The organism is Escherichia sp. WS1368, assembly GCF_046487485.1.
Lineage (GTDB): Bacteria > Pseudomonadota > Gammaproteobacteria > Enterobacterales > Enterobacteriaceae > Escherichia > Escherichia coli.
Genome location: NZ_JBJQJI010000001.1, coordinates 576674 through 603620, shown reverse-complemented (window position 1 = coordinate 603620; position 26947 = coordinate 576674). Strand labels below are relative to the sequence as shown.

General features: G+C 53.6%; 19 protein-coding genes. 9 read left to right on the top strand and 10 right to left on the bottom strand.

Features of this window, described 5'->3' with window-relative positions:
- Positions 1-99: 99 nt before the first annotated feature.
- The gene (locus ACJHYD_RS02765; protein WP_001513855.1) at positions 100-1683 is read left to right on the top strand and encodes a TerC family protein; all 1584 of its coding nucleotides are present in this window, start codon (positions 100-102) and stop codon (positions 1681-1683) included.
- A 451-nt stretch (positions 1684-2134) separates the two neighbouring features.
- Here the strand turns inward: ACJHYD_RS02765 and asmA are convergent, their stop codons facing one another.
- The 3 genes from asmA to udk form a co-directional block, all read right to left on the bottom strand.
- On the bottom strand, positions 2135-3988 hold the full coding sequence (gene asmA / locus ACJHYD_RS02760) for an outer membrane assembly protein AsmA (protein WP_001252301.1): 1854 nt from the start codon (positions 3986-3988) through the stop codon (positions 2135-2137).
- Positions 3989-4009: 21 nt separating this feature from the next.
- The gene (gene dcd, locus ACJHYD_RS02755; RefSeq protein WP_001234777.1) at positions 4010-4591 is read right to left on the bottom strand and encodes a dCTP deaminase; all 582 of its coding nucleotides are present in this window, start codon (positions 4589-4591) and stop codon (positions 4010-4012) included.
- Positions 4592-4682: 91 nt separating this feature from the next.
- A complete protein-coding gene (udk, locus tag ACJHYD_RS02750; protein ID WP_001295424.1) occupies positions 4683-5324 on the bottom strand; it encodes a uridine kinase in 642 nt (213 codons plus the stop codon).
- Between the two features lie 317 nt (positions 5325-5641).
- On the opposite strand from udk, the gene ACJHYD_RS02745 reads away from it, so the two are divergent.
- Positions 5642-8959 carry a diguanylate cyclase gene (locus ACJHYD_RS02745; RefSeq protein WP_001520812.1) on the top strand — a complete coding sequence of 1106 codons (3318 nt, stop codon included), beginning with the start codon at positions 5642-5644 and terminating at the stop codon, positions 8957-8959.
- A gap of 37 nt (positions 8960-8996) precedes the next feature.
- Here the strand turns inward: ACJHYD_RS02745 and alkA are convergent, their stop codons facing one another.
- Positions 8997-9854 (bottom strand): DNA-3-methyladenine glycosylase 2, encoded by an 858-nt coding sequence (gene alkA, locus ACJHYD_RS02740; protein ID WP_001551318.1) that lies wholly within the window; start codon positions 9852-9854, stop codon positions 8997-8999.
- A gap of 133 nt (positions 9855-9987) precedes the next feature.
- Here alkA and yegD point away from each other — a divergent pair, with 133 nt between their 5' ends.
- Positions 9988-11340, top strand: coding sequence for a molecular chaperone (yegD, locus tag ACJHYD_RS02735; RefSeq protein ID WP_001551320.1), 1353 nt, complete (start codon positions 9988-9990; stop codon positions 11338-11340).
- 12 nt (positions 11341-11352) lie between these two features.
- Here the strand turns inward: yegD and yegI are convergent, their stop codons facing one another.
- The 6 genes from yegI to ACJHYD_RS02705 form a co-directional block, all read right to left on the bottom strand.
- On the bottom strand, positions 11353-13293 hold the full coding sequence (gene yegI, locus ACJHYD_RS02730; protein WP_001551321.1) for a protein kinase YegI: 1941 nt from the start codon (positions 13291-13293) through the stop codon (positions 11353-11355).
- Positions 13290-14051, bottom strand: coding sequence for a protein-serine/threonine phosphatase PphC (pphC, locus tag ACJHYD_RS02725; RefSeq protein WP_019842463.1), 762 nt, complete (start codon positions 14049-14051; stop codon positions 13290-13292). The genes yegI and pphC overlap by 4 nt, the downstream gene beginning before the upstream one ends.
- Positions 14048-14707, bottom strand: a complete 660-nt coding sequence (locus ACJHYD_RS02720; protein ID WP_001551323.1) for a vWA domain-containing protein — start codon at positions 14705-14707, stop codon at positions 14048-14050. The genes pphC and ACJHYD_RS02720 overlap by 4 nt, the downstream gene beginning before the upstream one ends.
- A gap of 220 nt (positions 14708-14927) precedes the next feature.
- On the bottom strand, positions 14928-14987 hold the full coding sequence (gene ibsA, locus ACJHYD_RS02715; protein ID WP_010723109.1) for a type I toxin-antitoxin system toxin IbsA: 60 nt from the start codon (positions 14985-14987) through the stop codon (positions 14928-14930).
- A gap of 272 nt (positions 14988-15259) precedes the next feature.
- Positions 15260-15316 carry a type I toxin-antitoxin system Ibs family toxin gene (locus ACJHYD_RS02710; protein WP_001386899.1) on the bottom strand — a complete coding sequence of 19 codons (57 nt, stop codon included), beginning with the start codon at positions 15314-15316 and terminating at the stop codon, positions 15260-15262.
- A 271-nt stretch (positions 15317-15587) separates the two neighbouring features.
- Entirely contained in the window at positions 15588-15644 is a 57-nt protein-coding gene (locus tag ACJHYD_RS02705) for a type I toxin-antitoxin system Ibs family toxin (protein WP_101685758.1), read from the bottom strand.
- Positions 15645-15922: 278 nt separating this feature from the next.
- On the opposite strand from ACJHYD_RS02705, the gene mdtA reads away from it, so the two are divergent.
- Genes mdtA through baeR form a run of 6 tightly spaced genes read left to right on the top strand, consistent with a single transcriptional unit; the run spans position 15923 to position 26905 of the window.
- The gene (mdtA, locus tag ACJHYD_RS02700; RefSeq protein WP_001551325.1) at positions 15923-17170 is read left to right on the top strand and encodes a multidrug efflux RND transporter subunit MdtA; all 1248 of its coding nucleotides are present in this window, start codon (positions 15923-15925) and stop codon (positions 17168-17170) included.
- On the top strand, positions 17170-20292 hold the full coding sequence (gene mdtB / locus ACJHYD_RS02695) for a multidrug efflux RND transporter permease subunit MdtB (protein WP_001551326.1): 3123 nt from the start codon (positions 17170-17172) through the stop codon (positions 20290-20292). The genes mdtA and mdtB overlap by 1 nt, the downstream gene beginning before the upstream one ends.
- The gene (mdtC, locus tag ACJHYD_RS02690) at positions 20293-23370 is read left to right on the top strand and encodes a multidrug efflux RND transporter permease subunit MdtC (protein WP_000667531.1); all 3078 of its coding nucleotides are present in this window, start codon (positions 20293-20295) and stop codon (positions 23368-23370) included.
- A complete protein-coding gene (locus ACJHYD_RS02685) occupies positions 23371-24786 on the top strand; it encodes an MFS transporter (RefSeq protein WP_001551327.1) in 1416 nt (471 codons plus the stop codon).
- A complete protein-coding gene (gene baeS / locus ACJHYD_RS02680; protein ID WP_000675144.1) occupies positions 24783-26186 on the top strand; it encodes a two-component system sensor histidine kinase BaeS in 1404 nt (467 codons plus the stop codon). Before ACJHYD_RS02685 ends, baeS begins: the two co-directional genes overlap by 4 nt.
- Entirely contained in the window at positions 26183-26905 is a 723-nt protein-coding gene (baeR, locus tag ACJHYD_RS02675) for a two-component system response regulator BaeR (protein ID WP_000137877.1), read from the top strand. The genes baeS and baeR overlap by 4 nt, the downstream gene beginning before the upstream one ends.
- Positions 26906-26947 lie beyond the last annotated feature (42 nt).

The window sequence follows — 26947 nt, the reverse complement described above, 5'->3', positions numbered from 1 at the left end:
ATGTGAGATAAATAGTGCCGCAACATTGCATTTTTGCCCTGATTTATCCATGATCGAATTGTGACATTTGTCATACAACGAATAGGTTTTGTACTTACTATGGAATGGATTGCCGATCCGTCTATCTGGGCCGGGTTAATCACGCTGATTGTGATCGAACTGGTCCTCGGCATTGATAACCTGGTCTTTATTGCCATCCTCGCCGAAAAACTACCGCCGAAGCAGCGCGACCGCGCACGGGTTACCGGGCTGCTGCTGGCGATGTTAATGCGCCTGTTACTGCTGGCGTCAATCTCCTGGCTGGTCACCCTGACACAACCGCTATTCAGCTTTCGCTCGTTTACCTTTAGCGCCCGCGACTTAATCATGCTGTTTGGTGGTTTCTTCCTGCTGTTCAAAGCCACGATGGAGCTGAACGAACGGCTGGAGGGGAAAGACAGCAATAACCCCACGCAACGCAAAGGTGCGAAGTTCTGGGGGGTGGTGACACAAATTGTGGTACTGGACGCCATCTTCTCACTCGACTCGGTGATTACCGCCGTCGGGATGGTCGACCATTTACTGGTCATGATGGCCGCCGTGGTTATCGCTATCAGCCTGATGTTGATGGCCAGCAAGCCGTTAACGCAATTTGTTAACAGTCACCCGACCATCGTTATTCTCTGCTTAAGCTTCCTGTTGATGATTGGCTTTAGCCTGGTGGCAGAAGGTTTCGGCTTCGTCATTCCGAAAGGCTACCTGTACGCTGCCATTGGTTTCTCGGTGATGATCGAGGCGCTCAATCAGTTGGCTATCTTTAACCGTCGACGTTTTCTTTCCGCTAACCAGACACTGCGCCAGCGGACTACCGAAGCGGTAATGCGCCTGCTTAGCGGGCAAAAAGAAGATGCGGAACTGGACGCCGAAACCGCGTCCATGCTGGTGGATCATGGTAACCAGCAGATCTTTAATCCGCAGGAACGGCGGATGATTGAGCGGGTACTTAATCTTAATCAGCGTACCGTCAGCAGCATTATGACGTCGCGCCACGATATTGAGCATATCGATCTCAACGCGCCGGAAGAAGAAATCCGCCAGTTGCTGGAGCGAAATCAGCATACGCGGGTGGTGGTTACCGACGGTGATGACGCAGAAGATTTGCTCGGTGTTGTTCACGTTATCGACCTGCTACAACAGTCTCTGCGCGGCGAACCGCTCAACCTGCGGGTGTTGATTCGCCAGCCGCTGGTGTTCCCGGAAACCTTGCCGTTGTTACCTGCCCTGGAGCAGTTCCGTAATGCCCGCACGCACTTTGCTTTTGTAGTGGATGAGTTTGGCTCGGTGGAAGGGATTGTGACATTAAGTGACGTCACTGAAACCATTGCCGGTAACTTACCGAACGAAGTGGAAGAGATCGACGCCCGCCATGATATTCAGAAAAATGCGGACGGTTCCTGGACGGCGAATGGTCATATGCCGCTGGAGGATCTGGTGCAATATGTGCCGCTGCCGCTGGATGAAAAACGTGAATATCACACCATTGCCGGGCTATTGATGGAATATTTGCAGCGTATTCCAAAACCTGGCGAAGAAGTTCAGGTGGGGGATTATTTGCTTAAAACGTTGCAGGTGGAAAGCCATCGCGTGCAGAAGGTGCAGATTATTCCGCTGCATAAGGATGGCGAGATGGAATACGAGGTGTGATGGTATCGGCCATTTTACCCAATGCTTCGTAACGCCTTATAACTTCAGCAATGAAGCGTTGTCTGTGGTACATGGACATCACAGCGGGGGTGTGGGTCCGGCTGTAAATCGCCGAATCGTTTCCTGTAGGCCGGGGCAGCCCACATGGATGTGGGCTGAGGGCGCGTTTTACAGGGATGTTACCTCGCGCCCGTACCCGATAGCCGAAAGGAATAAGATGAGGGAACCGCGCCAGCGGCGATTTATCGCCGGGAGCCCGCGTTGCCAGGGTGGTGGCGATTGAGCCACCCTGGCACGTTCACCGGCTTGAGCGTTCCATAGTAACGAGGAACATCAAGTGAACGGAACAGCCTTCGATCTTACATATTCAGAATATAATGGTGCCGCCACGAACGCCTGATGCGACGCTTTACGCGTCTTATCAGGCCTACAGGACAGGTCACCTGGTAACCTACATCTTCTCCAGCAACTTCTTCACATCTTTGCCATTGCGGGAATCTTTATTCCGCTCGGCCCAGTCATTCAGGCGACGTTTCGCTTCGTCCTGTAGATGTTTGCGCAGTAACTGATCCACTTGCAGACTGTAATTGAGTTGCTGCCAGTTGCCATAAACCCGCAGCGGTACTGGCGTTTCTTTGAGGAAATCAATCAGTTTGCTTTCCCCGTTCCAGCCACCCACGACCCGAATATCAAACTGGGTGTCGCAGGTTTGATCTGCCAGATTCAACATACCTTCCCCTGTAAGCGCCAGCACAGGCGATTGACCTTGCATGTCGTTTAACGTCACGACGCCATCCTTCAACGTCAAATCGGTGGTAAAGCGGTCAAGACGCGTTACGTTATCGAAGTTTTCAGCGGCCTTCACATCACCACCATTACGTTCTACCGCTTGCTGAATCATCTGCTGGAAGTTCATCCCTTCCATGCGCGTGTCGGTCATTTCGACATGTGCCTGTCCTTGCCAGTTGTGGCGGAATGCGTCGGCATCTATGTCAGCACCGGAGAAATCACCAGCCAGTGACATTTTTCCGGTCAACGAAATCGGATAGTTAAACGCCTTCAGAATGGTACCAATCTCAACGTTTTCCAGCCGTGGCTGGAAGTTTATCCGCGGATTTATTGATGTCGCGTCCAGCGTGCCCGGCAGTGAAACCTGTCCACCGTTAAGTTTGCCCTGCAGTTGAGTAATTTCCAGCAGACCCGACTTGTTGGTCATTTGCGTGGCAACATCTGTAAAATTCATTCCGCGCCAGCGCACGTTACTGGCCTGCAACAAAATATCAGCCGTAAAGCCTTGCAGTCCCTGATAGGCCGGTTCATCAATACGCGAAGAAATGACCGGGCGCGGCAACGTTGATTGGCTCTGCCCTTGCTGCGCGGTACCGTTTTCACCGTTCGCTGTTTCATTAAGCGGGATGAGGTTGTCAAGATTCAGTTGCGGAAATTGCAGTCTCAGCTGCCATTCCGGTTGCTCTGTCAGCGTGACCTGTGCTTGCCCGCTCAGCGTACTGTCATTGGCGGTCAAACTAATTTGGTTAAATGAAAGGCGTTTATGTGACTCCTGCCACTGGGCCTGGAAACTCCCCTGCCCCTGAATACCTTGTTTTGGTAAATCTGCACCCTGCAACTGCCAGTTAACTTGTTCAATAGCCGCCGTTAAATCATGCGGATAATCAGAAGCATCTACCGTACCGTTAAGGGATATCGTGAGATCGCGCTGATCGCGATTAATCCGCCCGGAGAACTCAAATGAGCCACGATGTTGGGGATCTTGTTCCATTTGCAGGCGGATATTGCGGATTGTCACCTGCTCGTCATCTTCATGCTGGAACACCAGCACGCTGTCCGCCACCTTAAGACTGGATATATCAAACGACCATCCGCGATCGTCTGACAGATCCGGCAAGGTATTGTCGCGTGGTGCAACCGGGGCATCTTCACTGCGTACCGCTTCCGTCTGCGGCGTCAGTTGGATCACTGCCCCTTTTAGCATCACCTGCTTAACGCTCAGTTGATGACTCAGCAGTGGTAAAAGCGCCACGTCCAGACGCATGTTGTCTGCGCGAACCAGTGGCTGGCTCGCGCCCTGGGCGGTGAGAGACATTCGCCCGGAGAGGATACTAAGTTGCGGCCAGACGTGCCAACGCAGTGGCCCGTCGAGCTGCAATTGATAACCGCTACGTGCAGCAACTTGCTTGACCATATAGTCGCGGAAATCATTCGGATTCACCAGCAACACTAACGCAGATAACCCGGCCACCAGCACGACCAGGAGTATCATCAGCGTCGTCAGAAATCGTCTCATGGTATCCTCAATGGGCCTGAATTAGTCTTTATCGATTCGGCTGGCTACCGCGCCCTGCTGGTTGCGATATTTCGCATCTTCACGGCGGTTGTAAGGTCGCGCCGCCGGGCCGGAAAGCGGCTCAAAGCTCAGCGCACCAATTAACATGCCCGGACGCAGCGCCAGCGGCAGCTTACCGGAGTTGTAGAACTCCAGCACAATACAGCCAGACCAGCCCGGATCGATACGGTGCGCGGTGACGTGCACCATAAGCCCCAGACGCGCCAGTGAGGAACGACCGTCCAGCCATCCCACCAGATCGGCTGGCAGCGTCACCGACTCCAGCGTCACCGCCAGCGCCAGCTCTCCTGGGTGAAGATAAAACGCCTCGCTTTCATCGAGTACGATCTCATCGCTCATCACGCGGTCAAGCGCGGCGCTCACTTCATCTTTGGGACCGCTCAGATCGATAAACGCTGCCGTGTGACCACGGAAGGTACGAAATTTATTGCCCAGGCGCACATCCACCGTCGCGCCATTAATACGCTCCACTGGCGGACGTGGGTTGATCGACAAACGGCCTTCATCAAGCCAGGCTTCAATATCTCGGTCACACAGACGCATGGCATTTTCTCCTTTCGTGCATCACTCCCTTAACGCCAATTACGTCAAGGGCATACCAGGTTATCACTGAACGGTACACAATTTATCAAGCTTATTCAAAGAACTGACTTATTTTCGCTTTCAATATATCGATGGCGATGCGGTTTTTCCCGCCGCGCGGCACGATAATGTCCGCATATTGTTTAGAAGGCTCAATGAATTGCAGGAACATCGGGCGCACGGTTTTTTGATATTGCGCCATCACTGAATCCATTGAACGCCCACGCTCGTTAACGTCACGCTTGATGCGGCGCATCAGGCAGATATCCAGCGGGGTATCAACGAAAATTGAGAAGTTAAGTTCATCACGCAAACGCGCATCCGTCAGCAGCAAAATGCCTTCGAGAATGATGACTTTCTTCGGCTCAACCGTCACCGTTTCTTTCATACGCGTATGTTCAACATAGCTGTAAACCGGCAGGTCAATGGCCGAGCCGCGTTTCAATGCTTGTAAATGCTCAAGCAGCAGGCTGTGATCCATCGCGCTGGGATGGTCGTAGTTGGTCTTAACGCGTTCTTCCATCGACAGATGGCTTTGATCTTTGTAATAGCAGTCTTCGGGAATTACGCCGATGTGTTCATCACCGACTTGCTCACGTAATTCACGATAAAGGGTACTGGCAATAAGACTCTTGCCGGAAGCCGATGCGCCAGCGATACCGATAATGACGCACTGATGAGACTGATCAGTCATATATTTAGCGACCTGATTAACCTGGATGTTAGGAAGGGGGCGACGAAGCGCCAAACGCGGCAATTATAGGGATTTCATCCGCCTGATACCAGTCGAATAGCGTTGCCGCGCGCTCAGAGTAATTGTTGACGAATAATTCCCGGTGGCAAATTACGTTGTTCAGTTTTAATGCAAGGTAAAAATTGTTATACGAAGTTGCGCAAATTATCCGCCTTTACGTCACTTTATGAGCAATTCGCATATAAAATGTAAAACTTTTGTACTAGCATAAACACAGAAACGAATACTGGCGACCTGGTCTTGCGGATAAAGCGGTAATGAGCAAACAATCACAGCATGTATTAATTGCCCTGCCCCACCCGCTGCTTCACCTGGTCAGTTTAGGTTTAGTCTCGTTTATCTTTACCCTTTTCTCGCTTGAGCTTTCGCAGTTTGGCACCCAACTCGCCCCATTGTGGTTCCCGACGTCCATCATGATGGTGGCGTTTTATCGCCATGCCGGGCGCATGTGGCCGGGGATTGCGCTGAGCTGCTCGCTGGGAAATATCGCCGCATCCATCCTGCTTTTTTCCACCAGCTCGCTGAACATGACCTGGACGACCATCAATATTGTTGAAGCCGTGGTCGGGGCAGTGCTACTGCGTAAATTGCTGCCGTGGTATAACCCATTGCAAAATCTGGCTGACTGGCTGCGTCTGGCACTCGGCAGCGCCATTGTTCCGCCTCTGTTGGGGGGTGTTCTGGTTGTCCTGCTGACGCCCGGAGACGATCCTCTCAGGGCATTTTTGATATGGGTACTTTCAGAATCCATCGGCGCACTGGCACTGGTGCCGCTGGGGTTGTTATTTAAACCACACTATCTGCTGCGCCATCGCAACCCACGGTTGCTTTTTGAGTCGCTGCTCACGTTAGCCATCACACTGACGTTAAGCTGGCTTTCGATGCTGTATCTGCCGTGGCCTTTTACTTTCATTATTGTGCTGTTGATGTGGAGCGCCGTGCGCCTGCCACGAATGGAAGCCTTTTTGATCTTCCTTACCACGGTGATGATGGTGTCACTGATGATGGCCGCTGATCCCTCCCTGCTTGCTACGCCGCGTACATACCTGATGAGCCATATGCCGTGGCTACCGTTTTTGCTGATCCTGCTGCCCGCCAACATCATGACGATGGTGATGTATGCCTTTCGTGCGGAACGCAAACACATCTCTGAAAGCGAAACCCGCTTTCGTAACGCCATGGAATATTCCGCCATCGGCATGGCATTAGTGGGCACCGAGGGACAATGGCTGCAATCCAACAAAGCGCTCTGCCAGTTTCTCGGTTACAGTCAGGAAGAACTGCGCGGACTCACCTTTCAGCAGCTGACCTGGCCGGAGGATCTCAATAAAGATCTGCAACAGGTTGAAAAGCTGATCAGCGGTGAAATAAACACCTATTCAATGGAAAAACGCTACTACAACCGCAATGGCGATGTTGTCTGGGCGTTGCTTGCCGTCTCACTGGTACGCCACACGGATGGCACGCCGCTCTATTTTATCGCTCAGATTGAAGACATTAACGAGCTAAAACGCACTGAACAGGTGAATCAGCAACTGATGGAGCGCATCACGCTGGCTAACGAAGCGGGCGGGATTGGCATCTGGGAGTGGGAGCTAAAGCCGAATATTTTTAGCTGGGATAAGCGGATGTTCGAGCTGTATGAAATTCCTCCGCATATCAAACCGAACTGGCAGGTGTGGTACGAGTGCGTGCTGCCGGAAGATCGCCAGCACGCCGAAAAAGTGATTCGCGATTCATTGCAATCACGCTCTCCCTTTAAACTGGAATTTCGCATTACCGTGAAAGACGGCATTCGCCATATCCGCGCCCTCGCTAACCGGGTACTGAATAAAGAAGGCGAAGTCGAACGCCTGCTCGGCATTAATATGGATATGACCGAAGTGAAACAGCTTAACGAGGCATTGTTTCAGGAAAAAGAGCGCCTGCACATTACGCTGGACTCCATCGGTGAAGCCGTGGTCTGTATTGATATGGCGATGAAAATTACCTTTATGAATCCGGTGGCGGAGAAGATGAGCGGCTGGACGCAGGAAGAAGCATTAGGTGTTCCGCTCCTGACGGTGTTGCATATTACTTTTGGCGACAACGGACCATTAATGGAGAACATTTACAGTGCCGACACCTCACGTTCCGCGATTGAACAAGATGTGGTGTTGCACTGTCGGAGCGGCGGCAGCTACGACGTGCATTATAGTATTACGCCGTTAAGTACTCTGGACGGCAGCAATATAGGCTCGGTTCTGGTGATTCAGGACGTCACCGAATCACGCAAAATGCTGCGCCAGCTGAGCTACAGCGCCTCCCATGATGCACTGACGCATCTCGCCAATCGCGCCAGTTTTGAGAAGCAACTGCGTATCCTGCTGCAAACGGTAAACAATACACATCAGCGACATGCACTGGTGTTTATCGATCTTGATCGCTTTAAAGCGGTGAATGACAGCGCCGGGCACGCCGCTGGCGACGCTTTGTTGCGCGAACTGGCGTCATTGATGCTGAGTATGCTGCGCTCCAGCGACGTGCTGGCGCGACTCGGTGGCGATGAATTTGGTCTGCTGCTGCCAGACTGTAATGTCGAAAGTGCGCGTTTTATCGCTACACGCATTATCAGCGCCGTTAATGACTATCACTTTATCTGGGAAGGACGAGTACATCGGGTAGGTGCCAGTGCCGGGATTACCTTGATTGATGACAACAATCATCAGGCAGCTGAAGTGATGTCGCAGGCTGATATCGCCTGTTATGCCTCCAAAAATGGTGGACGGGGCCGGGTGACGATTTACGAACCGCAGCAAGCTGCCACACATAGCGAACGGGCGGCGATATCGCTTGATGAACAGTGGCGGATGATTAAAGAAAATCAGTTGATGATGATCGCCCACGGTGTCGCTTCGCCGCGGATCCCGGAAGCACGTAATTTGTGGCTGATTTCACTTAAGCTCTGGAGTTGCGAAGGCGAGATTATTGATGAACAAACATTTCGTCGTAGCTTCAGCGATCCGGCACTTAGCCATGCTCTTGACCGACGGGTATTCCACGATTTTTTCCAGCAGGCCGCAAAAGCTATTGCCAGTAAAGGCTTAAGTATCGCCCTCCCCCTTTCCGTTGCCGGTTTGAGTAGCGCCACGCTGGTGAATGAACTAATTGAGCAGCTGGAAAATAGCCCTCTACCACCACGGTTATTACATCTGATTATTCCGGCAGACGCGATTTTAGATCACGCAGAAAGCGTGCAAAAACTGCGGCTGGCGGGATGTCGGATCGTATTCAGTCAGGTGGGCCGCGATCTGCAAATCTTCAACTCGCTGAAAGCAAATATGGCAGATTACCTGCTACTTGATGGTGAGTTATGCGCCAATGTGCAGGGAAATTTGATGGATGAGATGCTGATTACGATCATTCAGGGGCACGCTCAGCGGCTCGGGATGAAGACCATCGCCGGGCCAGTAGTTTTACCCCTGGTGATGGATACGCTTTCTGGCATCGGCGTCGATCTGATTTATGGCGATGTGATTGCCGATGCCCAACCGCTGGATTTGCTGGTGAATAGCAGTTATTTCGCGATTAACTAAGGCGTGCTTCCCCATCGCCTGATGCGGCGTATCAGGCCTACAATTCGTCCGTTCCGTCTGGTTGCCAGCCTTCCGTATACCAGATATGCAACAGCGCATAAGAACGCCAGGGCTTCCAGCGTTCGGCATAACGGCGGATTTGTGCCGGTGTCATTCCCGGAAATCGCTGTTTAATCAGATAATCATCCGGCAGGAAAACATCTTTCGCCTGCCAGCCACGTAAGGCGAAATAATTCGCCGTCCAGCGCCCGATACCCGGAAAAGTTTGCAGCATTTTCATCGCCTGCTCCACATCGCCCGGAATTGTCATTGATAAGGTGCCCTCCAGCGCCGCATTTGCCAGATGAATCAGTGCCTCTGCCCGTTTCAACGGCATACCTAACGCTTTTAATGCCTGCGGGTCGGCTGCTGCCAGCCGCTGAGGCGTGGGGAAGCAGACATAATCCGGAAAATCATCCAGCCGTTCGCCATAAAGCTGTGCCACTCTGGCGGTCAATTTTGCCGCCATCGCCACGCTCACCAGTTGGCCTAAAATCGCCCGCACGCCCTGCTCAAAAGCATCAACACAACCAGGTAAACGCAATCCGGGCCGCGCCGCGCCTAACTTGCCCAACGCACCGTTAACAATCTGCGGGTTACATTGCAGATCAAACAGGCGGCTCATTTTCGCCAGACACTCTGCGGCAACAGGTTCTAAACCTGCACTTAAATTTATGTGCAGAGTATGGCGGGCTATATCCGGAATAGCAGTCACCACGCCGCGATATTCGCCCACCGCCAGACTACGGGCATAATAATCGTCAGCGACCGTTTCCACACCGTTCACCGCACGGGCGGCGAGAAATCCCAACATCCACGACCAGTCATACGGCGGCTGCCAGTTCAGGGTATACATCGCATCTCCTTGTTAATCCGCTTTCAGCATAAACGTTATTCAGACGCTACGCTTTGCTTTCATATTCCGGTTGTCGCGACGGCAACATTTCGCTAAAGTCACGCCCCTTCTTCACCGGCATGGGGATTATTTCGTGTTTATTGGTTTTGATTACGGTACAGCAAACTGTTCAGTGGCGGTCATGCGCGACGGTAAGCCGCAATTACTGAAAATGGAAAACGACAGCACGCTGCTGCCTTCAATGCTTTGCGCGCCAACGCGTGAAGCGGTAAGCGAATGGCTGTACCGCCATCATGATGTTCCGGCAGACGACGATGAAACGCAGGCGCTGCTGCGTCGGGCGATTCGTTATAACCGCGAAGAAGATATCGATGTTACGGCGAAAAGCGTGCAGTTCGGTCTTTCCTCACTGGCACAGTACATTGATGATCCAGAAGAAGTGTGGTTTGTGAAATCACCAAAATCGTTCCTCGGTGCCAGCGGCTTAAAACCGCAGCAGGTAGCGCTGTTTGAGGATCTGGTCTGCGCAATGATGTTGCACATTCGCCAGCAGGCGCAGGCACAGCTGCCAGAAGCGATTACTCAGGCGGTGATTGGTCGCCCTATCAACTTCCAGGGGCTGGGCGGCGATGAAGCAAACACCCAGGCGCAGGGGATTCTGGAACGCGCGGCGAAGCGTGCCGGGTTTAAGGATGTGGTATTCCAGTACGAGCCGGTCGCGGCTGGGCTGGATTACGAAGCCACCTTGCAGGAAGAAAAACGGGTGCTGGTGGTGGATATCGGCGGTGGTACGACTGACTGTTCATTGCTGCTGATGGGGCCGCAGTGGCGTTCGCGTCTCGATCGTGAAGCCAGCCTGCTGGGTCACAGTGGTTGCCGTATTGGCGGTAACGATCTGGATATCGCACTGGCGTTTAAAAACCTGATGCCGTTACTGGGCATGGGTGGCGAAACCGAAAAAGGCATCGCCCTGCCGATTCTGCCGTGGTGGAATGCGGTTGCCATCAACGACGTACCTGCGCAAAGTGATTTCTACAGTAGTGCCAACGGTCGTCTGCTTAACGATCTGGTACGCGATGCCCGCGAACCGGAAAAAGTGGCCCTGTTACAGAAAGTCTGGCGTCAGCGTTTAAGCTATCGCCTGGTACGTAGCGCAGAAGAGAGCAAAATTGCGCTTTCAAGCGTAGCGGAAACCCGCGCCTCACTGCCGTTTATCAGCGATGAACTGGCTACGCTGATTAGCCAGCAAGGGCTGGAAAGCGCCCTCAACCAGCCACTGGCGCGGATTCTGGAACAGGTGCAACTGGTGCTGGATAACGCCCAGGAAAAACCGGATGTTATCTATCTGACCGGCGGTAGCGCCCGTTCACCGCTGATTAAAAAAGCGCTGACAGAACAGTTGCCGGGCATTCCGATTGCAGGTGGCGATGACTTTGGCTCAGTCACCGCCGGGCTGGCACGCTGGGCGGAAGTGGTGTTTCGTTAATTGAAAACTGGCTCAGCAACAGCTTAAATCAGCCTGCGCCTGAGCCAGTTTTTCTGCCGCCTGACGTAACGGTTCCATCAACGGCATGGTCCGTGCTGGAGCATGAAGGCGGAATCGCTGCAACTCTGTCGCACCGACAGTCAGCGCCGATTCCAGCTGATGTCGTTTGGCGGTCATTTTCGCCATTACCGCTTGTCTGTCTACTGGCGTTACCGCTTCATTCGGCCTGAACACAAAACGGCGTTCGCAACTTGCTTTCCAGTCGATAACTGCCTGGGTCAGATGATCACCAAAACCTCTAACTTGCTTAACGCTCCGTCGGGTAACGTCTGCCGCCGTTTCAATACCAAAGGACCGTAACGCCACTTTACGCGCAGGGCCAACGCCGGGAATAGAGGCAACATCAATAAAAAATCCCTCCAGAAACTTCTGCTTCTGCCGTTCCCTTGCGGTGTCCTGAAGTGCTGCCAGATCGCGCTTTTCTTCTTCCGGTAACCCAAGAATTTCGTCCTTCATTTTTTCGAGCATCGTCCGTTTGGCTATAAAACCTTCCAGCCCGCCCAACTGTTGGATCTGGCTGACTAAATGGTCATAGTCCATTTTCGCGCGATTAAACGCCTCACGGCGTTGCTGGATTTCTGCTTTGTACGCTTTGCTTGTCAGGCTGCCAATAATCCATATAGCCGACAGCACAGGAACCAAAATAATATAACGCGGTTCTGTCTGAAGGCCGCAAAGCAACAGCGATAACGCTGACAGTGCGATCTCAATCAGAATGATGTATTCACGCCTTAAAAGGCCTAAAGGAAGCGGCCTGCCAGTCGGTTGAAAATGATCGGGTAATGGCAGTTGCAATGCTGGTGGTGCTACTGACGCCATCACCATCGCCCAGACTTTCGCCAGCACAAAATCACCGCTGGTGGTAATGACCTCTTCGCCGAGATCAATAAAATAGATAACGCCTTGATTATCCAGCGTACACCACGGGCAGTCAGTCAAATGACCGGGGTAAACATGCATTGCCGAAACGGTACATTTCTTTAACTGTTGGCGTAGTAAATCAAGTGCCGCTACCCACGCTTTTGCCGTCGGACGCCCGGTTGCCATGCCACTTTCCGTGAATGCCTGCTGAAACATGGCTTCAACATCACCCGGTAACATCGACAGCGGAATAGATCGTGGCGGCGGTTTTAAACCACGTCGCTGATTATCTGACGCGTAGGTATAACGGAAATGGGCAATATCCGTCTCCAGCGCATTACCCGCATCAGAGATAAGCGGTACACCGGAATAAGGATGCCGACCACCGAACAAGACGTGAAAAATCAGCAACGCAAGGCCAAAATTATCGTGATTCGCGGTGCGTTCAAAGCCGACAAATGATGGCAAGGTTTGCAGCTCTGGCGGCGTAAAATGCGACACGCCGACTTCGCATAAATGCAGTGTGCCATTGGCGTTAATCTGAAAGGAGTCGCTATCAATCAACACCACTTTGCTGTCACGGCCTACCATAAAGCTGTTCTGGTTTACGTCACCCACGACGTGCCCGTGCTCGTGAATCGTAGCAAAAGATGAAGCAATATTACGCGCAACATAGAGTAGAAAATCCCACGCACAATGAGGGTAACTCTGGCGACGATGTGCCGGGCTATAGATCATATGAATCGGTTCTTTACCAGAAACTTTTGGCATCATAAAACCGATAACTTTTCCGCCTCGTCCACCGTGAAGTGTTGACTGCGGCCAGGCGACATAATTCAACAACTGCGCGTCAGCTGTCGCAGCCATAAAGGCAAGTTTGTCCTGTTTTAAGGCGGGTGGCGGCGTGTGATAAATCTTGGCGACGCTATCGACAAACTCCTCGATATCATAAACCGCACCTTCACCGCCTTTGCCCAGTTCACGGCCTGGCGTAACGCACTCACCAGTAGCAGTATATAAAGTGGGTTTCATGGTAACCACAGCGCCAGTGCCAACGTTTTATCATCATCGGTACGCTCGTTTACCGCCGGGCTGGACAAAAACTGCTTTAACAATTCAGGTAATAAATCGAGTTGTTCCTGCGTTGCTGACGCCAGTCCATTGAAAAACGGGGTAAAAAAAGGCACATGCGGAGAATTATTCAACATATTTAACGCCAGCCGCTGAATACCATCCGTAAATGCTGCAACTTTATGCGCACGCTCAGTACTGGTGTAAGTTTCCAGTCTGGAAACAGCATCGTCATCGGTAATGAAGTGCGTCATGTTGGCATATTCACCCACCATCGGCGTGAGAGGCAATTGCAGACCGTGACCCAAATCTACCACCACGCCGCCATCGCCAATCTGCATAATCAAGGTGCCATTAGCTGATGAAATCAATCCCAAAAACGTGCAGGCAAAATCGCGAACCGCTAATTCTTTGGCTTCCGCCTCGGCAAAAAGTCGCTGACGAATGGTCAGCACAATGTCCGTTGCGAGGACATCATTAAGCCCCAATTCCCCGCCCTGCACTTTTTGCGACATATAAGCCATCGCTTCATTGACGGCGAGCATCGCACCTTCGCCACCCTGCGAGACGCTGCCTGCGCCATCAGCGACAAATACCGACAATAATGGCTGCTGGTCATTTAACCAGGCAACCTGCATCTGGCAGGCATCCTGGCAAGGCAAGTCCGCGCTGATGTGCGACGTTCCAACGGTTGATGCATAGACCAGACGCCAGCTCACACTGACGTCCAGCCTTTTGGCGCTTCCAGCACAACTTCCGTTCCCGGCGTGGAGCGGGAAACCGAACGCAGCGAACTGGATAACCAGCTAAACAGTTCACGGAATTGTAATCCCTGCAGTGGCAAAGGCTGACAAACGCTGATTTGTGCCAAAGTCTTCATATCCGCCCCCTGAACACCGATGGAAAAGAAGGCAAACTTCTTATCTTCTTCCCCCTGAAACACTTTGTTGGCGGCAGCCTGCCACTCATCGGTTGGAGCGCCATCGGTGATCAGGAAAATCCACGGGCGATAATAGGAAATACCATTGGCGCGATACTCACGTTTGCGCTCCTCAACCATATCCAGGGCTTTGGTAATGGCGGCCCCCATTGGTGTATCGCCCTGGGCAAACAGGATGGGCGGGAAAAAATTAGCGGCGCTGGTAAAGGGTTGTTCCACATGCACCGGGCCGAACGTCACAATACCGAGTTCCACTCTTTTTAAGGCCAGCGAATCGGCAAGCAGCTCATCGCGAAAGGTAACCAATCCGGCGTTAAGTTCATTAATGGGTCTACCGTTCATAGAACCAGAAACATCCAGCAGCAAAATGCAGGGGCAACGTGGTTCCGGGTTACTGGCAAAATCGCTGGTGGCAAACGTGATTTGTTCGCTCATAAGAAATCCTTTCTTAGAGAATTATTGAGGTCCGGTATCATACCGACTGCAACAATGAAATATGAGCAGGCAAAGCAACTTTCAGAATTAGGCCCGGCGGCGCAGAAAATTTTGCTATTCGCCTCGCAAGAACGGAGAGCCGTCGATTGACACTAAGGGCGGAGTGACATAATTTCAGGAGTGAGGGTTAGGGAGAGGTTTCCCCCTCCCCCTGGTGTTCTTAGTAAGCCTGGAAGCTAATCACTAAGAGTATCACCAGTATGATGACGTGCTTCATCATAACCCTTTCCTTATTAAAAGCCCTCTTCTCCGGGAGAGGGTTTCCCGTTTCAGCGTCCCGCTGAAATCGTCGGCTTACCTCCTTTCGCCCTGAATGCAGTCTATCGCTAACGCGTGAACAAAATAGTTTCCTCTGTGATTATTGCGTAACGACTCGCAAAGAATATTTGCTGGCAGGATCGCAGACTGCAAAGCCTGCAGATTGACAATCTTATCGTGAAGGCATAATTTCAGGAGTGAGGGTAGAGCGGGGTTTCCCCCGCCCTGGTAGTCTTAGTAAGCGGGGAAGCTTATGACTAAGAGCACCACGATGATGAGTAGCTTCATCATGACCCTTTCCTTATTTAAGGCCCCTTCCTCGGGAGGGGCTTTCCCGTTTCAGCGTCCCGCTGAAATCGTCGACTTACCTCCTTTCGCCCTGTATGCAGTCTATCGCTGACTTGCGGATAAAATAGTTTCCAGTGTGATTATTGCGTAACGTCTCGCAAAGAATATTTGCTGGCAGGATCGCAGACTGCAAAGCCTGCAGATTGACAATCTTATCGTGAAGGCATACTTTCAGGAGTGAGGGTAGAGCGGGGTTTCCCCCGCCTTGGTAGTCTTAGTATGCTGGGTAGCTAATCACTAAGAGCACCACGATGATGACTAACTTCATCATGACCCTTTCCTTATTTATGGCCCCTTCCTCGGGAGGGGCTTTCCCGTTTCAGCGTCCCGCTGAAATCGTCGGCTTACCTCCTTTCGCCATGCAAGCAGTCTATCGCTAACGCGTAGATAAAATAGTTTCCTGTGTTATTACTGGATGCGTGCTCGCAAATGTGCCCGCCATTCAGACGATTCCCGATAGTGTTTCATAATTCCTCCATTTTTCTCCCTTATTGGCTGGCTACACTAGTATCATTCCGCGAAACGTTTCAGGAAGAGAAACTCTTAACGATGAAAGGTAGTTATAAATCCCTTTGGGTAATCGTAATCGTGGTGGTTATCGCCGCCATCGCCGCATTCTGGTTTTGGCAAGGCCGCAATGACTCCCGGAGTGCAGCCCCAGGGGCGACGAAACAAGCGCAGCAATCGCCAGCGGGTGGTCGCCGTGGTATGCGTTCCGGCCCATTAGCCCCGGTTCAGGCGGCGACCGCCGTAGAACAGGCAGTTCCGCGTTACCTCACCGGGCTTGGCACCATTACCGCCGCTAATACCGTTACGGTGCGCAGCCGCGTGGACGGCCAACTGATAGCGTTACATTTCCAGGAAGGCCAGCAGGTCAAAGCAGGCGATTTACTGGCAGAAATTGACCCAAGCCAGTTCAAAGTTGCATTAGCACAAGCCCAGGGCCAACTGGCAAAAGATAAAGCCACGCTTGCCAACGCCCGCCGTGACCTGGCGCGTTATCAGCAACTGGCAAAAACCAATCTCGTATCTCGTCAGGAACTGGATGCCCAACAAGCGCTGGTCAGTGAAACCGAAGGCACCATTAAGGCTGATGAAGCAAGCGTCGCCAGCGCGCAGCTGCAGCTCGACTGGAGCCGTATTACCGCACCAGTCGATGGTCGCGTTGGTCTCAAGCAGGTTGATGTTGGTAACCAAATCTCCAGTGGTGATACCACCGGGATTGTGGTGATCACCCAGACGCATCCTATCGATTTGCTCTTTACCCTGCCGGAAAGCGATATCACTACCGTAGTACAGGCGCAAAAAGCCGGAAAACCGCTGGTTGTTGAAGCCTGGGATCGCACCAACTCGAAGAAATTAAGTGAAGGCACGCTGTTAAGTCTCGATAACCAAATCGATGCCACTACCGGTACGATTAAAGTGAAAGCACGCTTTAATAATCAGGATGATGCACTGTTTCCCAATCAGTTTGTTAACGCGCGTATGTTAGTCGACACCGAACAAAACGCCGTGGTGATCCCCACCGCCGCCCTGCAAATGGGCAATGAAGGCCATTTTGTCTGGGTGCTGAATAGCGAAAACAAGGTCAGCAAACATCTGGTGACGCCGGGCATTCAGGACAGTCAGAAAGTGGTGATCCGCGCAGGTATTTCTGCGGGCGACCGCGTAGTGACAGACGGCATTGATCGCCTGACCGAAGGGGCGAAAGTGGAAGTAGTGGAAGCCCAGAGCGCCACCACTCCGGAAGAGAAAGCCACCAGCCGCGAATACGCGAAAAAAGGAGCACGCTCCTGATGCAGGTGTTACCCCCGAGCAGCACAGGCGGCCCATCGCGCCTGTTTATTATGCGTCCTGTCGCCACCACGCTGCTGATGGTGGCGATCTTACTCGCCGGGATTATCGGTTATCGTGCCCTGCCCGTTTCGGCGCTGCCGGAAGTGGACTATCCAACCATTCAGGTGGTCACCCTCTACCCAGGTGCCAGCCCGGATGTCATGACCTCTGCCGTTACCGCGCCGCTCGAACGCCAGTTCGGGCAGATGTCCGGCCTGAAACAGATGTCGTCGCAAAGTTCCGGCGGTGCGTCAGTTATCACTTTGCAGTTCCAGCTAACATTACCGCTGGATGTCGCCGAGCAGGAAGTGCAGGCCGCGATTAACGCTGCGACCAACCTGCTACCGAGCGATCTGCCTAACCCGCCGGTTTACAGCAAAGTGAACCCGGCAGATCCGCCAATCATGACGCTCGCTGTCACCTCAACCGCCATGCCGATGACGCAAGTGGAAGATATGGTGGAAACCCGCGTCGCGCAAAAAATCTCGCAGATTTCCGGCGTCGGCCTGGTGACGCTTTCCGGCGGCCAGCGTCCGGCTGTTCGCGTCAAACTTAACGCCCAGGCGATTGCCGCCCTCGGCCTGACCAGCGAAACCGTGCGCACCGCTATTACCGGCGCTAACGTTAACTCGGCAAAAGGTAGCCTCGACGGCCCTTCCCGTGCGGTCACACTTTCCGCGAACGACCAGATGCAATCCGCCGAAGAGTATCGCCAGCTGATCATCGCCTACCAGAACGGCGCGCCGATTCGTCTGGGCGATGTCGCAACCGTAGAGCAAGGAGCAGAAAACAGCTGGCTCGGCGCGTGGGCGAACAAAGAACAGGCCATTGTGATGAATGTTCAGCGCCAGCCCGGTGCTAACATTATCTCCACCGCCGACAGCATCCGGCAGATGCTGCCACAACTCACCGAGAGTTTGCCGAAATCGGTAAAAGTGACGGTGCTTTCTGACCGCACCACCAACATCCGCGCATCGGTCGACGATACCCAGTTTGAACTGATGATGGCTATCGCGCTGGTAGTCATGATTATCTACCTGTTTTTGCGCAATATTCCGGCGACCATTATTCCTGGCGTCGCAGTGCCGCTGTCGTTAATCGGCACCTTCGCAGTCATGGTGTTTCTCGATTTTTCGATCAATAACCTGACGCTGATGGCGTTAACTATCGCCACCGGATTCGTGGTCGATGACGCCATCGTGGTGATCGAGAACATTTCGCGCTATATCGAAAAAGGCGAAAAACCGCTGGCGGCGGCGCTCAAAGGCGCAGGTGAAATCGGTTTTACCATTATCTCGCTGACCTTCTCGCTGATTGCAGTGTTGATCCCACTGCTATTTATGGGCGATATCGTCGGGCGACTGTTCCGCGAATTTGCAATTACTCTGGCAGTCGCGATTTTGATCTCAGCCGTGGTGTCGCTGACTCTGACGCCGATGATGTGCGCGCGGATGCTCAGCCAGGAGTCGCTGCGTAAACAGAATCGCTTCTCCCGAGCCTCGGAGAAAATGTTCGACAGGATAATCGCCGCCTATGGTCAGGGACTTGCGAAAGTGCTGAATCATCCGTGGCTGACCTTAAGCGTGGCGCTCAGCACGCTGCTGCTTAGCGTGCTGTTGTGGGTGTTCATTCCGAAAGGTTTCTTCCCGGTACAGGACAACGGCATTATTCAGGGCACTTTGCAGGCACCGCAATCCAGCTCCTTTACCAATATGGCCCAGCGGCAACGCCAGGTCGCGGATGTGATTTTGCAGGATCCGGCAGTGCAAAGTCTGACCTCATTTGTTGGCGTTGATGGCACTAACCCGTCGCTGAACAGTGCGCGTTTGCAGATCAACCTCAAACCGTTGGATGAACGTGATGATCGGGTGCAAAAAGTCATCGCCCGTCTGCAAACGGCGGTGGATAAAGTGCCGGGCGTCGATCTCTTCCTGCAACCAACGCAGGACCTGACCATCGATACTCAGGTCAGCCGCACCCAGTACCAGTTTACCTTGCAGGCCACGTCACTGGATGCGCTCAGTACCTGGGTGCCACAGTTGATGGAAAAACTCCAGCAACTGCCACAGCTTTCTGATGTCTCCAGCGACTGGCAGGATCAAGGGCTGGTGGCGTATGTCAATGTTGATCGCGACAGCGCCAGCCGTCTGGGGATCAGCATGGCGGACGTCGATAACGCCCTGTACAACGCGTTTGGTCAGCGGCTGATTTCCACTATTTATACTCAGGCTAACCAGTATCGCGTGGTGCTGGAACACAACACTGAAAATACCCCAGGCCTCGCGGCGCTGGATACCATTCGCCTGACCAGCAGCGACGGCGGCGTGGTGCCGCTAAGCTCAATTGCCAAAATTGAGCAGCGTTTTGCGCCGCTCTCCATCAACCATCTGGATCAGTTCCCGGTAACGACTATCTCCTTTAACGTGCCGGATAACTATTCGCTGGGCGATGCGGTGCAGGCGATTATGGACACAGAGAAGACGCTGAATCTGCCGGTGGATATCACCACGCAGTTCCAGGGCAGCACCCTCGCCTTCCAGTCGGCATTGGGCAGCACTGTCTGGCTGATTGTCGCGGCGGTGGTGGCGATGTATATCGTGCTCGGCATTCTGTACGAGAGCTTTATTCACCCGATCACCATTCTCTCGACGCTACCCACCGCAGGGGTCGGCGCACTGCTGGCGTTAATGATTGCCGGTAGCGAGCTGGATGTGATTGCGATTATCGGCATTATTTTGCTGATCGGTATCGTGAAGAAGAACGCCATCATGATGATCGACTTCGCGCTGGCTGCTGAGCGCGAGCAAGGCATGTCGCCGCGCGAGGCAATCTACCAGGCTTGTCTGTTGCGTTTTCGTCCGATCCTGATGACCACTCTGGCGGCTCTGCTTGGCGCACTGCCGCTGATGTTGAGTACCGGGGTCGGCGCGGAACTGCGTCGTCCGTTAGGTATCGGCATGGTCGGCGGTCTGATTGTCAGCCAGGTGCTGACGCTGTTTACCACGCCTGTGATTTATTTGCTGTTCGACCGCCTGGCATTGTGGACCAAAAGCCGCTTTGCTCGTCATGAAGAGGAGGCGTAAGTGAAGTTTTTTGCCCTCTTCATTTACCGCCCGGTGGCGACGATTTTACTGTCGGTCGCCATTACCCTGTGCGGCATACTGGGCTTCCGTATGCTGCCGGTCGCCCCACTGCCGCAGGTCGATTTTCCGGTGATTATGGTCAGCGCCTCGCTGCCCGGTGCGTCACCAGAAACAATGGCGTCTTCCGTTGCCACGCCGCTGGAACGTTCGCTTGGGCGCATTGCCGGGGTCAGTGAAATGACCTCCAGCAGTTCGCTCGGCAGCACGCGCATTATTTTGCAGTTTGATTTTGACCGCGATATCAACGGCGCAGCGCGCGATGTGCAAGCGGCGATCAACGCCGCGCAAAGTTTGCTGCCCAGCGGGATGCCCAGCCGTCCGACCTATCGCAAAGCGAACCCGTCGGATGCGCCAATTATGATCCTGACGCTAACATCCGATACTTATTCGCAAGGTGAACTGTACGATTTTGCCTCGACGCAGCTGGCTCCGACGATTTCGCAAATCGACGGTGTCGGTGATGTCGATGTTGGCGGCAGCTCGCTACCTGCGGTGCGCGTCGGGCTGAACCCGCAGGCGCTGTTTAATCAGGGCGTCTCGCTGGACGACGTACGCACTGCCATCAGCAATGCCAACGTGCGTAAACCGCAAGGGGCGCTGGAAGATGGCACTCACCGCTGGCAGATCCAGACTAACGATGAACTGAAAACCGCCGCTGAATATCAGCCGCTGATTATTCATTACAACAACGGCGGCGCGGTTCGTCTGGGCGATGTAGCGACGGTGACCGACTCAGTGCAGGATGTGCGCAACGCCGGGATGACCAACGCCAAACCGGCTATTTTGCTGATGATCCGCAAGCTGCCGGAAGCCAATATAATTCAGACGGTTGACAGCATCCGGGCAAAATTACCGGAGTTGCAGGAGACCATTCCGGCGGCGATTGATCTGCAAATTGCCCAGGATCGCTCCCCCACTATTCGCGCCTCGCTGGAGGAAGTCGAGCAAACGCTGATTATCTCGGTGGCGCTGGTCATTCTGGTGGTCTTTTTATTCCTGCGCTCGGGTCGCGCCACTATTATTCCCGCCGTTGCGGTGCCGGTTTCGCTGATTGGTACGTTTGCGGCGATGTACCTGTGCGGTTTCAGTCTCAATAATCTTTCGTTAATGGCGCTCACCATTGCTACTGGTTTCGTGGTGGATGACGCCATCGTGGTGCTGGAAAACATTGCACGTCATCTGGAAGCGGGAATGAAACCGTTGCAAGCCGCACTGCAAGGTACTCGCGAAGTCGGTTTTACGGTGCTGTCGATGAGTCTGTCACTGGTGGCGGTGTTCCTGCCGCTGCTGTTGATGGGCGGATTGCCGGGCCGACTGTTACGCGAGTTTGCCGTGACGCTTTCTGTCGCCATTGGTATTTCGTTGCTGGTTTCCCTGACGCTAACGCCGATGATGTGTGGCTGGATGCTGAAAGCCAGCAAGCCGCGCGAGCAAAAGCGACTGCGTGGTTTTGGTCGCATGTTGGTAGCCCTGCAACAAGGCTATGGCAAGTCGCTGAAATGGGTGCTCAATCATACCCGTCTGGTGGGCGTGGTGCTGCTTGGCACCATTGCGCTGAATATCTGGCTATATATCTCGATCCCGAAAACCTTCTTCCCGGAGCAGGACACCGGCGTGTTGATGGGCGGGATACAGGCGGATCAGAGTATTTCGTTTCAGGCGATGCGCGGTAAGTTGCAGGATTTTATGAAAATTATCCGTGACGATCCGGCGGTGGATAATGTCACCGGCTTTACCGGCGGTTCGCGGGTGAACAGTGGGATGATGTTTATCACCCTCAAGCCACGCGACGAACGCAGCGAAACGGCGCAGCAAATTATCGACCGTCTGCGCGTAAAACTGGCGAAAGAACCGGGGGCGAATCTGTTCCTGATGGCGGTACAGGATATTCGCGTTGGTGGGCGTCAGTCGAACGCCAGCTACCAGTACACGTTGTTATCCGACGACCTGGCGGCACTGCGCGAATGGGAGCCGAAAATCCGCAAAAAACTGGCGACGTTGCCGGAACTGGCGGACGTGAACTCCGATCAGCAGGATAACGGCGCGGAGATGAATCTGGTTTACGATCGCGACACCATGGCACGGCTGGGAATCGACGTACAGGCCGCCAACAGCCTGTTAAATAACGCCTTCGGTCAGCGGCAAATCTCGACCATTTACCAGCCGATGAACCAGTATAAAGTGGTAATGGAAGTGGATCCGCGCTATACCCAGGACATCAGCGCGCTGGAAAAAATGTTCGTTATCAATAACGAAGGAAAAGCGATCCCGCTGTCGTATTTCGCTAAATGGCAACCGGCGAATGCCCCACTATCGGTGAATCATCAGGGATTATCGGCGGCCTCGACCATCTCGTTCAACCTGCCGACCGGGAAATCGCTCTCGGACGCCAGTGCGGCGATCGATCGCGCAATGACCCAGCTTGGTGTGCCTTCGACGGTGCGCGGTAGTTTTGCCGGCACGGCGCAGGTGTTCCAGGAGACGATGAACTCGCAGGTGATCCTGATTATCGCCGCCATCGCCACGGTGTATATCGTGCTGGGTATCCTTTACGAGAGTTACGTACATCCGCTGACGATTCTCTCCACCCTGCCCTCGGCGGGCGTTGGAGCGCTGTTGGCGCTGGAGCTGTTCAATGCCCCGTTCAGCCTAATCGCCCTGATAGGGATCATGCTATTAATCGGCATCGTGAAGAAAAACGCCATTATGATGGTCGATTTTGCGCTTGAAGCCCAACGGCACGGTAACCTGACGCCGCAGGAAGCTATTTTCCAGGCCTGTCTGCTGCGTTTTCGCCCGATTATGATGACTACCCTGGCGGCGCTGTTTGGCGCGCTGCCGCTGGTATTGTCGGGCGGTGACGGCTCGGAGCTGCGCCAACCCTTGGGGATCACCATTGTCGGCGGTCTGGTAATGAGCCAGCTTCTGACGCTGTATACCACGCCGGTGGTGTATCTCTTTTTCGACCGTCTGCGGCTGCGTTTTTCGCGTAAACCTAAACAAACGGTAACCGAGTAAATGACAGATCTTCCCGACAGCACCCGCTGGCAATTGTGGATTGTGGCTTTCGGCTTCTTTATGCAGTCGCTGGACACCACCATCGTAAACACCGCGCTTCCCTCAATGGCGCAAAGCCTCGGGGAAAGTCCGTTGCATATGCACATGGTCATTGTCTCTTATGTACTGACCGTGGCGGTGATGCTGCCCGCCAGCGGCTGGCTGGCGGACAAAGTCGGCGTGCGCAATATTTTCTTTACCGCCATCGTGCTGTTTACTCTCGGTTCACTGTTTTGCGCGCTTTCCGGCACGCTGAACGAACTGTTGCTGGCACGCGCGTTACAGGGCGTTGGCGGTGCGATGATGGTGCCGGTCGGCAGGTTGACGGTGATGAAAATCGTACCGCGCGAGCAGTATATGGCGGCGATGACCTTTGTCACACTGCCCGGTCAGGTCGGTCCGCTGCTGGGTCCGGCGCTCGGCGGTCTGCTGGTGGAGTACGCATCGTGGCACTGGATCTTTTTGATCAACATTCCGGTGGGAATTATCGGCGCGATCGCCACACTGATGTTAATGCCGAACTACACCATGCAGACGCGGCGCTTTGATCTCTCCGGCTTTTTATTGCTGGCGGTTGGCATGGCGGTATTAACCCTGGCGCTGGACGGCAGTAAAGGTACAGGTTTATCGCCGCTGGCGATTGCTGGCCTGGTCGCTGTTGGCGTGGTAGCACTGGTGCTTTATCTGCTGCACGCCAGAAATAACAACCGCGCCCTGTTCAGTCTGAAACTGTTCCGCACTCGTACCTTTTCGCTGGGTCTGGCGGGGAGCTTTGCCGGACGTATTGGCAGTGGCATGTTGCCCTTTATGACACCGGTTTTCCTGCAAATTGGCCTCGGTTTCTCGCCGTTTCATGCCGGACTGATGATGATCCCGATGGTACTCGGCAGCATGGGAATGAAGCGAATTGTGGTACAGGTGGTGAATCGCTTTGGTTATCGTCGGGTACTGGTGTCGACCACGCTGGGTCTGTCGCTGGTCACCCTGTTGTTTATGACCACTGCTCTGCTGGGCTGGTACTACGTTTTGCCGTTCGTCCTGTTTTTACAAGGGATGGTCAACTCGACCCGTTTCTCCTCCATGAACACCCTGACGCTGAAAGATCTCCCGGACAATCTGGCGAGCAGCGGAAACAGCCTGCTGTCGATGATTATGCAATTGTCGATGAGTATCGGCGTCACCATCGCCGGGCTGTTGCTGGGGCTTTTTGGTTCGCAGCATGTCAGCGTCGACAGCGGCACCACACAAACCGTCTTTATGTACACCTGGCTTAGCATGGCGTTTATCATCGCCCTTCCGGCGTTCATCTTTGCCAGAGTGCCGAACGATACGCATCAAAATGTAGCTATTTCGCGGCGAAAAAGGAGCGCGCAATGAAGTTCTGGCGACCCGGTATTACCGGCAAACTGTTTCTGGCGATTTTCGCCACCTGCATTGTCTTGCTGATCAGTATGCACTGGGCGGTGCGTATCAGTTTTGAGCGTGGCTTTATTGATTACATCAAACACGGCAATGAACAGCGATTACAGCTGTTAAGTGATGCGCTTGGCGAGCAGTATGCGCAGCATGGCAACTGGCGCTTCCTGCGCAACAACGATCGCTTTGTCTTTCAGATCTTGCGTTCATTTGAACACGATAATTCGGAAGATAAACCCGGCCCGGGTATGCCGCCGCACGGCTGGCGTACTCAATTCTGGGTGGTCGATCAAAACAACAAAGTGCTGGTTGGTCCGCGAGCGCCGATTCCACCTGACGGTACACGGCGACCCATTCTGGTCAACGGTGCGGAAGTGGGTGCGGTGATTGCCTCCCCTGTTGAGCGACTGACCCGCAATACTGATATCAATTTCGATAAACAACAGCGGCAAACCAGCTGGCTGATTGTCGCCCTGGCAACGTTACTCGCGGCGCTCGCCACCTTTCTGCTGGCGCGTGGTCTGTTGGCCCCGGTCAAACGGCTGGTGGACGGCACGCACAAACTGGCGGCGGGCGATTTCACAACCCGCGTGACGCCCACCAGTGAAGATGAACTGGGCAAACTGGCGCAGGACTTCAACCAGCTCGCCAGCACGCTGGAGAAAAACCAGCAAATGCGGCGCGATTTTATGGCCGATATTTCTCACGAACTGCGTACGCCATTAGCGGTGCTGCGCGGTGAACTGGAAGCCATTCAGGATGGCGTGCGCAAATTCACGCCGGAGACGGTGGCGTCTTTACAGGCGGAGGTCGGTACACTGACCAAACTGGTTGACGATCTTCATCAGTTGTCGATGTCTGATGAAGGCGCTCTCGCCTATCAAAAAGCACCGGTAGATTTGATCCCACTGCTGGAAGTGGCGGGCGGCGCATTTCGCGAACGATTTGCCAGCCGTGGCCTGAAACTGCAATTTTCCCTGCCAGACAGTATTACCGTATTTGGCGATCGCGACCGTTTAATGCAGTTATTCAATAACTTACTTGAAAACAGCCTGCGCTACACTGACAGCGGCGGCAGCCTGAAAATCTCTGCCGAGCAGCACGACAAAACGGTGCGACTGACCTTTGCCGACAGCGCGCCGGGCGTCAGTGACGATCAGCTACAAAAATTGTTTGAACGTTTTTATCGCACCGAAGGTTCCCGCAACCGAGCCAGCGGCGGTTCCGGGCTGGGGCTGGCGATTTGCCTGAACATTGTTGAAGCACATAATGGCCGCATTATTGCTGCCCATTCGCCTTTTGGCGGGGTAAGCATTACAGTAGAGTTACCGCTGGAACGGGATTTACAGAGAGAAGTATGACCGAGTTACCAATCGACGAAAACACACCGCGTATTTTGATCGTGGAAGATGAACCGAAGCTGGGACAGTTGCTCATTGATTATCTGCGTGCTGCGAGCTATGCGCCGACGCTTATCAGCCACGGCGATCAGGTACTGCCGTATGTGCGCCAGACACCACCGGATCTGATCCTGTTGGATCTGATGCTCCCTGGCACCGATGGCTTGACGCTGTGCCGAGAAATTCGTCGTTTTTCTGACATTCCTATCGTGATGGTGACGGCAAAAATAGAAGAGATCGACCGCCTGCTCGGACTGGAGATTGGCGCAGATGATTATATCTGTAAGCCGTACAGCCCACGGGAAGTGGTAGCGCGCGTCAAAACCATTTTGCGCCGTTGCAAACCGCAGCGTGAGTTGCAGCAACAGGATGCTGAAAGCCCGTTGATTATCGACGAAGGTCGTTTTCAGGCTTCATGGCGCGGTAAAATGCTTGACCTGACGCCTGCGGAATTTCGTCTGCTGAAAACGCTCTCTCATGAACCAGGAAAAGTGTTCTCCCGCGAGCAATTGCTCAATCATCTTTATGACGACTACCGCGTAGTAACCGACCGCACCATCGACAGCCACATTAAAAACCTGCGCCGCAAGCTGGAATCTCTCGACGCCGAACAGTCCTTTATCCGTGCCGTTTACGGCGTCGGTTACCGCTGGGAAGCCGACGCCTGCCGCATCGTTTAACATTTTTACCTGCCGGAGAAGGCATTCACGCCGCATCCGGCA

Excerpts from the sequence above, each read along its gene's own strand:
- dcd (WP_001234777.1), bottom strand. The coding sequence starts at position 4,591 with ATGCGTCTGTGTGACCGAGATATTGAAGCCTGGCTTGATGAAGGCCGT.
- mdtB (WP_001551326.1), top strand. The coding sequence starts at position 17,170 with ATGCAGGTGTTACCCCCGAGCAGCACAGGCGGCCCATCGCGCCTGTTT.
- ACJHYD_RS02685 (WP_001551327.1), top strand. The coding sequence starts at position 23,371 with ATGACAGATCTTCCCGACAGCACCCGCTGGCAATTGTGGATTGTGGCT.
- alkA (WP_001551318.1), bottom strand. The coding sequence starts at position 9,854 with ATGTATACCCTGAACTGGCAGCCGCCGTATGACTGGTCGTGGATGTTG.
- asmA (WP_001252301.1), bottom strand. The coding sequence starts at position 3,988 with ATGAGACGATTTCTGACGACGCTGATGATACTCCTGGTCGTGCTGGTG.
- udk (WP_001295424.1), bottom strand. The coding sequence starts at position 5,324 with ATGACTGATCAGTCTCATCAGTGCGTCATTATCGGTATCGCTGGCGCA.
- baeS (WP_000675144.1), top strand. The coding sequence starts at position 24,783 with ATGAAGTTCTGGCGACCCGGTATTACCGGCAAACTGTTTCTGGCGATT.
- mdtA (WP_001551325.1), top strand. The coding sequence starts at position 15,923 with ATGAAAGGTAGTTATAAATCCCTTTGGGTAATCGTAATCGTGGTGGTT.
- ACJHYD_RS02765 (WP_001513855.1), top strand. The coding sequence starts at position 100 with ATGGAATGGATTGCCGATCCGTCTATCTGGGCCGGGTTAATCACGCTG.
- ACJHYD_RS02745 (WP_001520812.1), top strand. The coding sequence starts at position 5,642 with ATGAGCAAACAATCACAGCATGTATTAATTGCCCTGCCCCACCCGCTG.
- yegI (WP_001551321.1), bottom strand. The coding sequence starts at position 13,293 with ATGAAACCCACTTTATATACTGCTACTGGTGAGTGCGTTACGCCAGGC.
- ACJHYD_RS02720 (WP_001551323.1), bottom strand. The coding sequence starts at position 14,707 with ATGAGCGAACAAATCACGTTTGCCACCAGCGATTTTGCCAGTAACCCG.
- baeR (WP_000137877.1), top strand. The coding sequence starts at position 26,183 with ATGACCGAGTTACCAATCGACGAAAACACACCGCGTATTTTGATCGTG.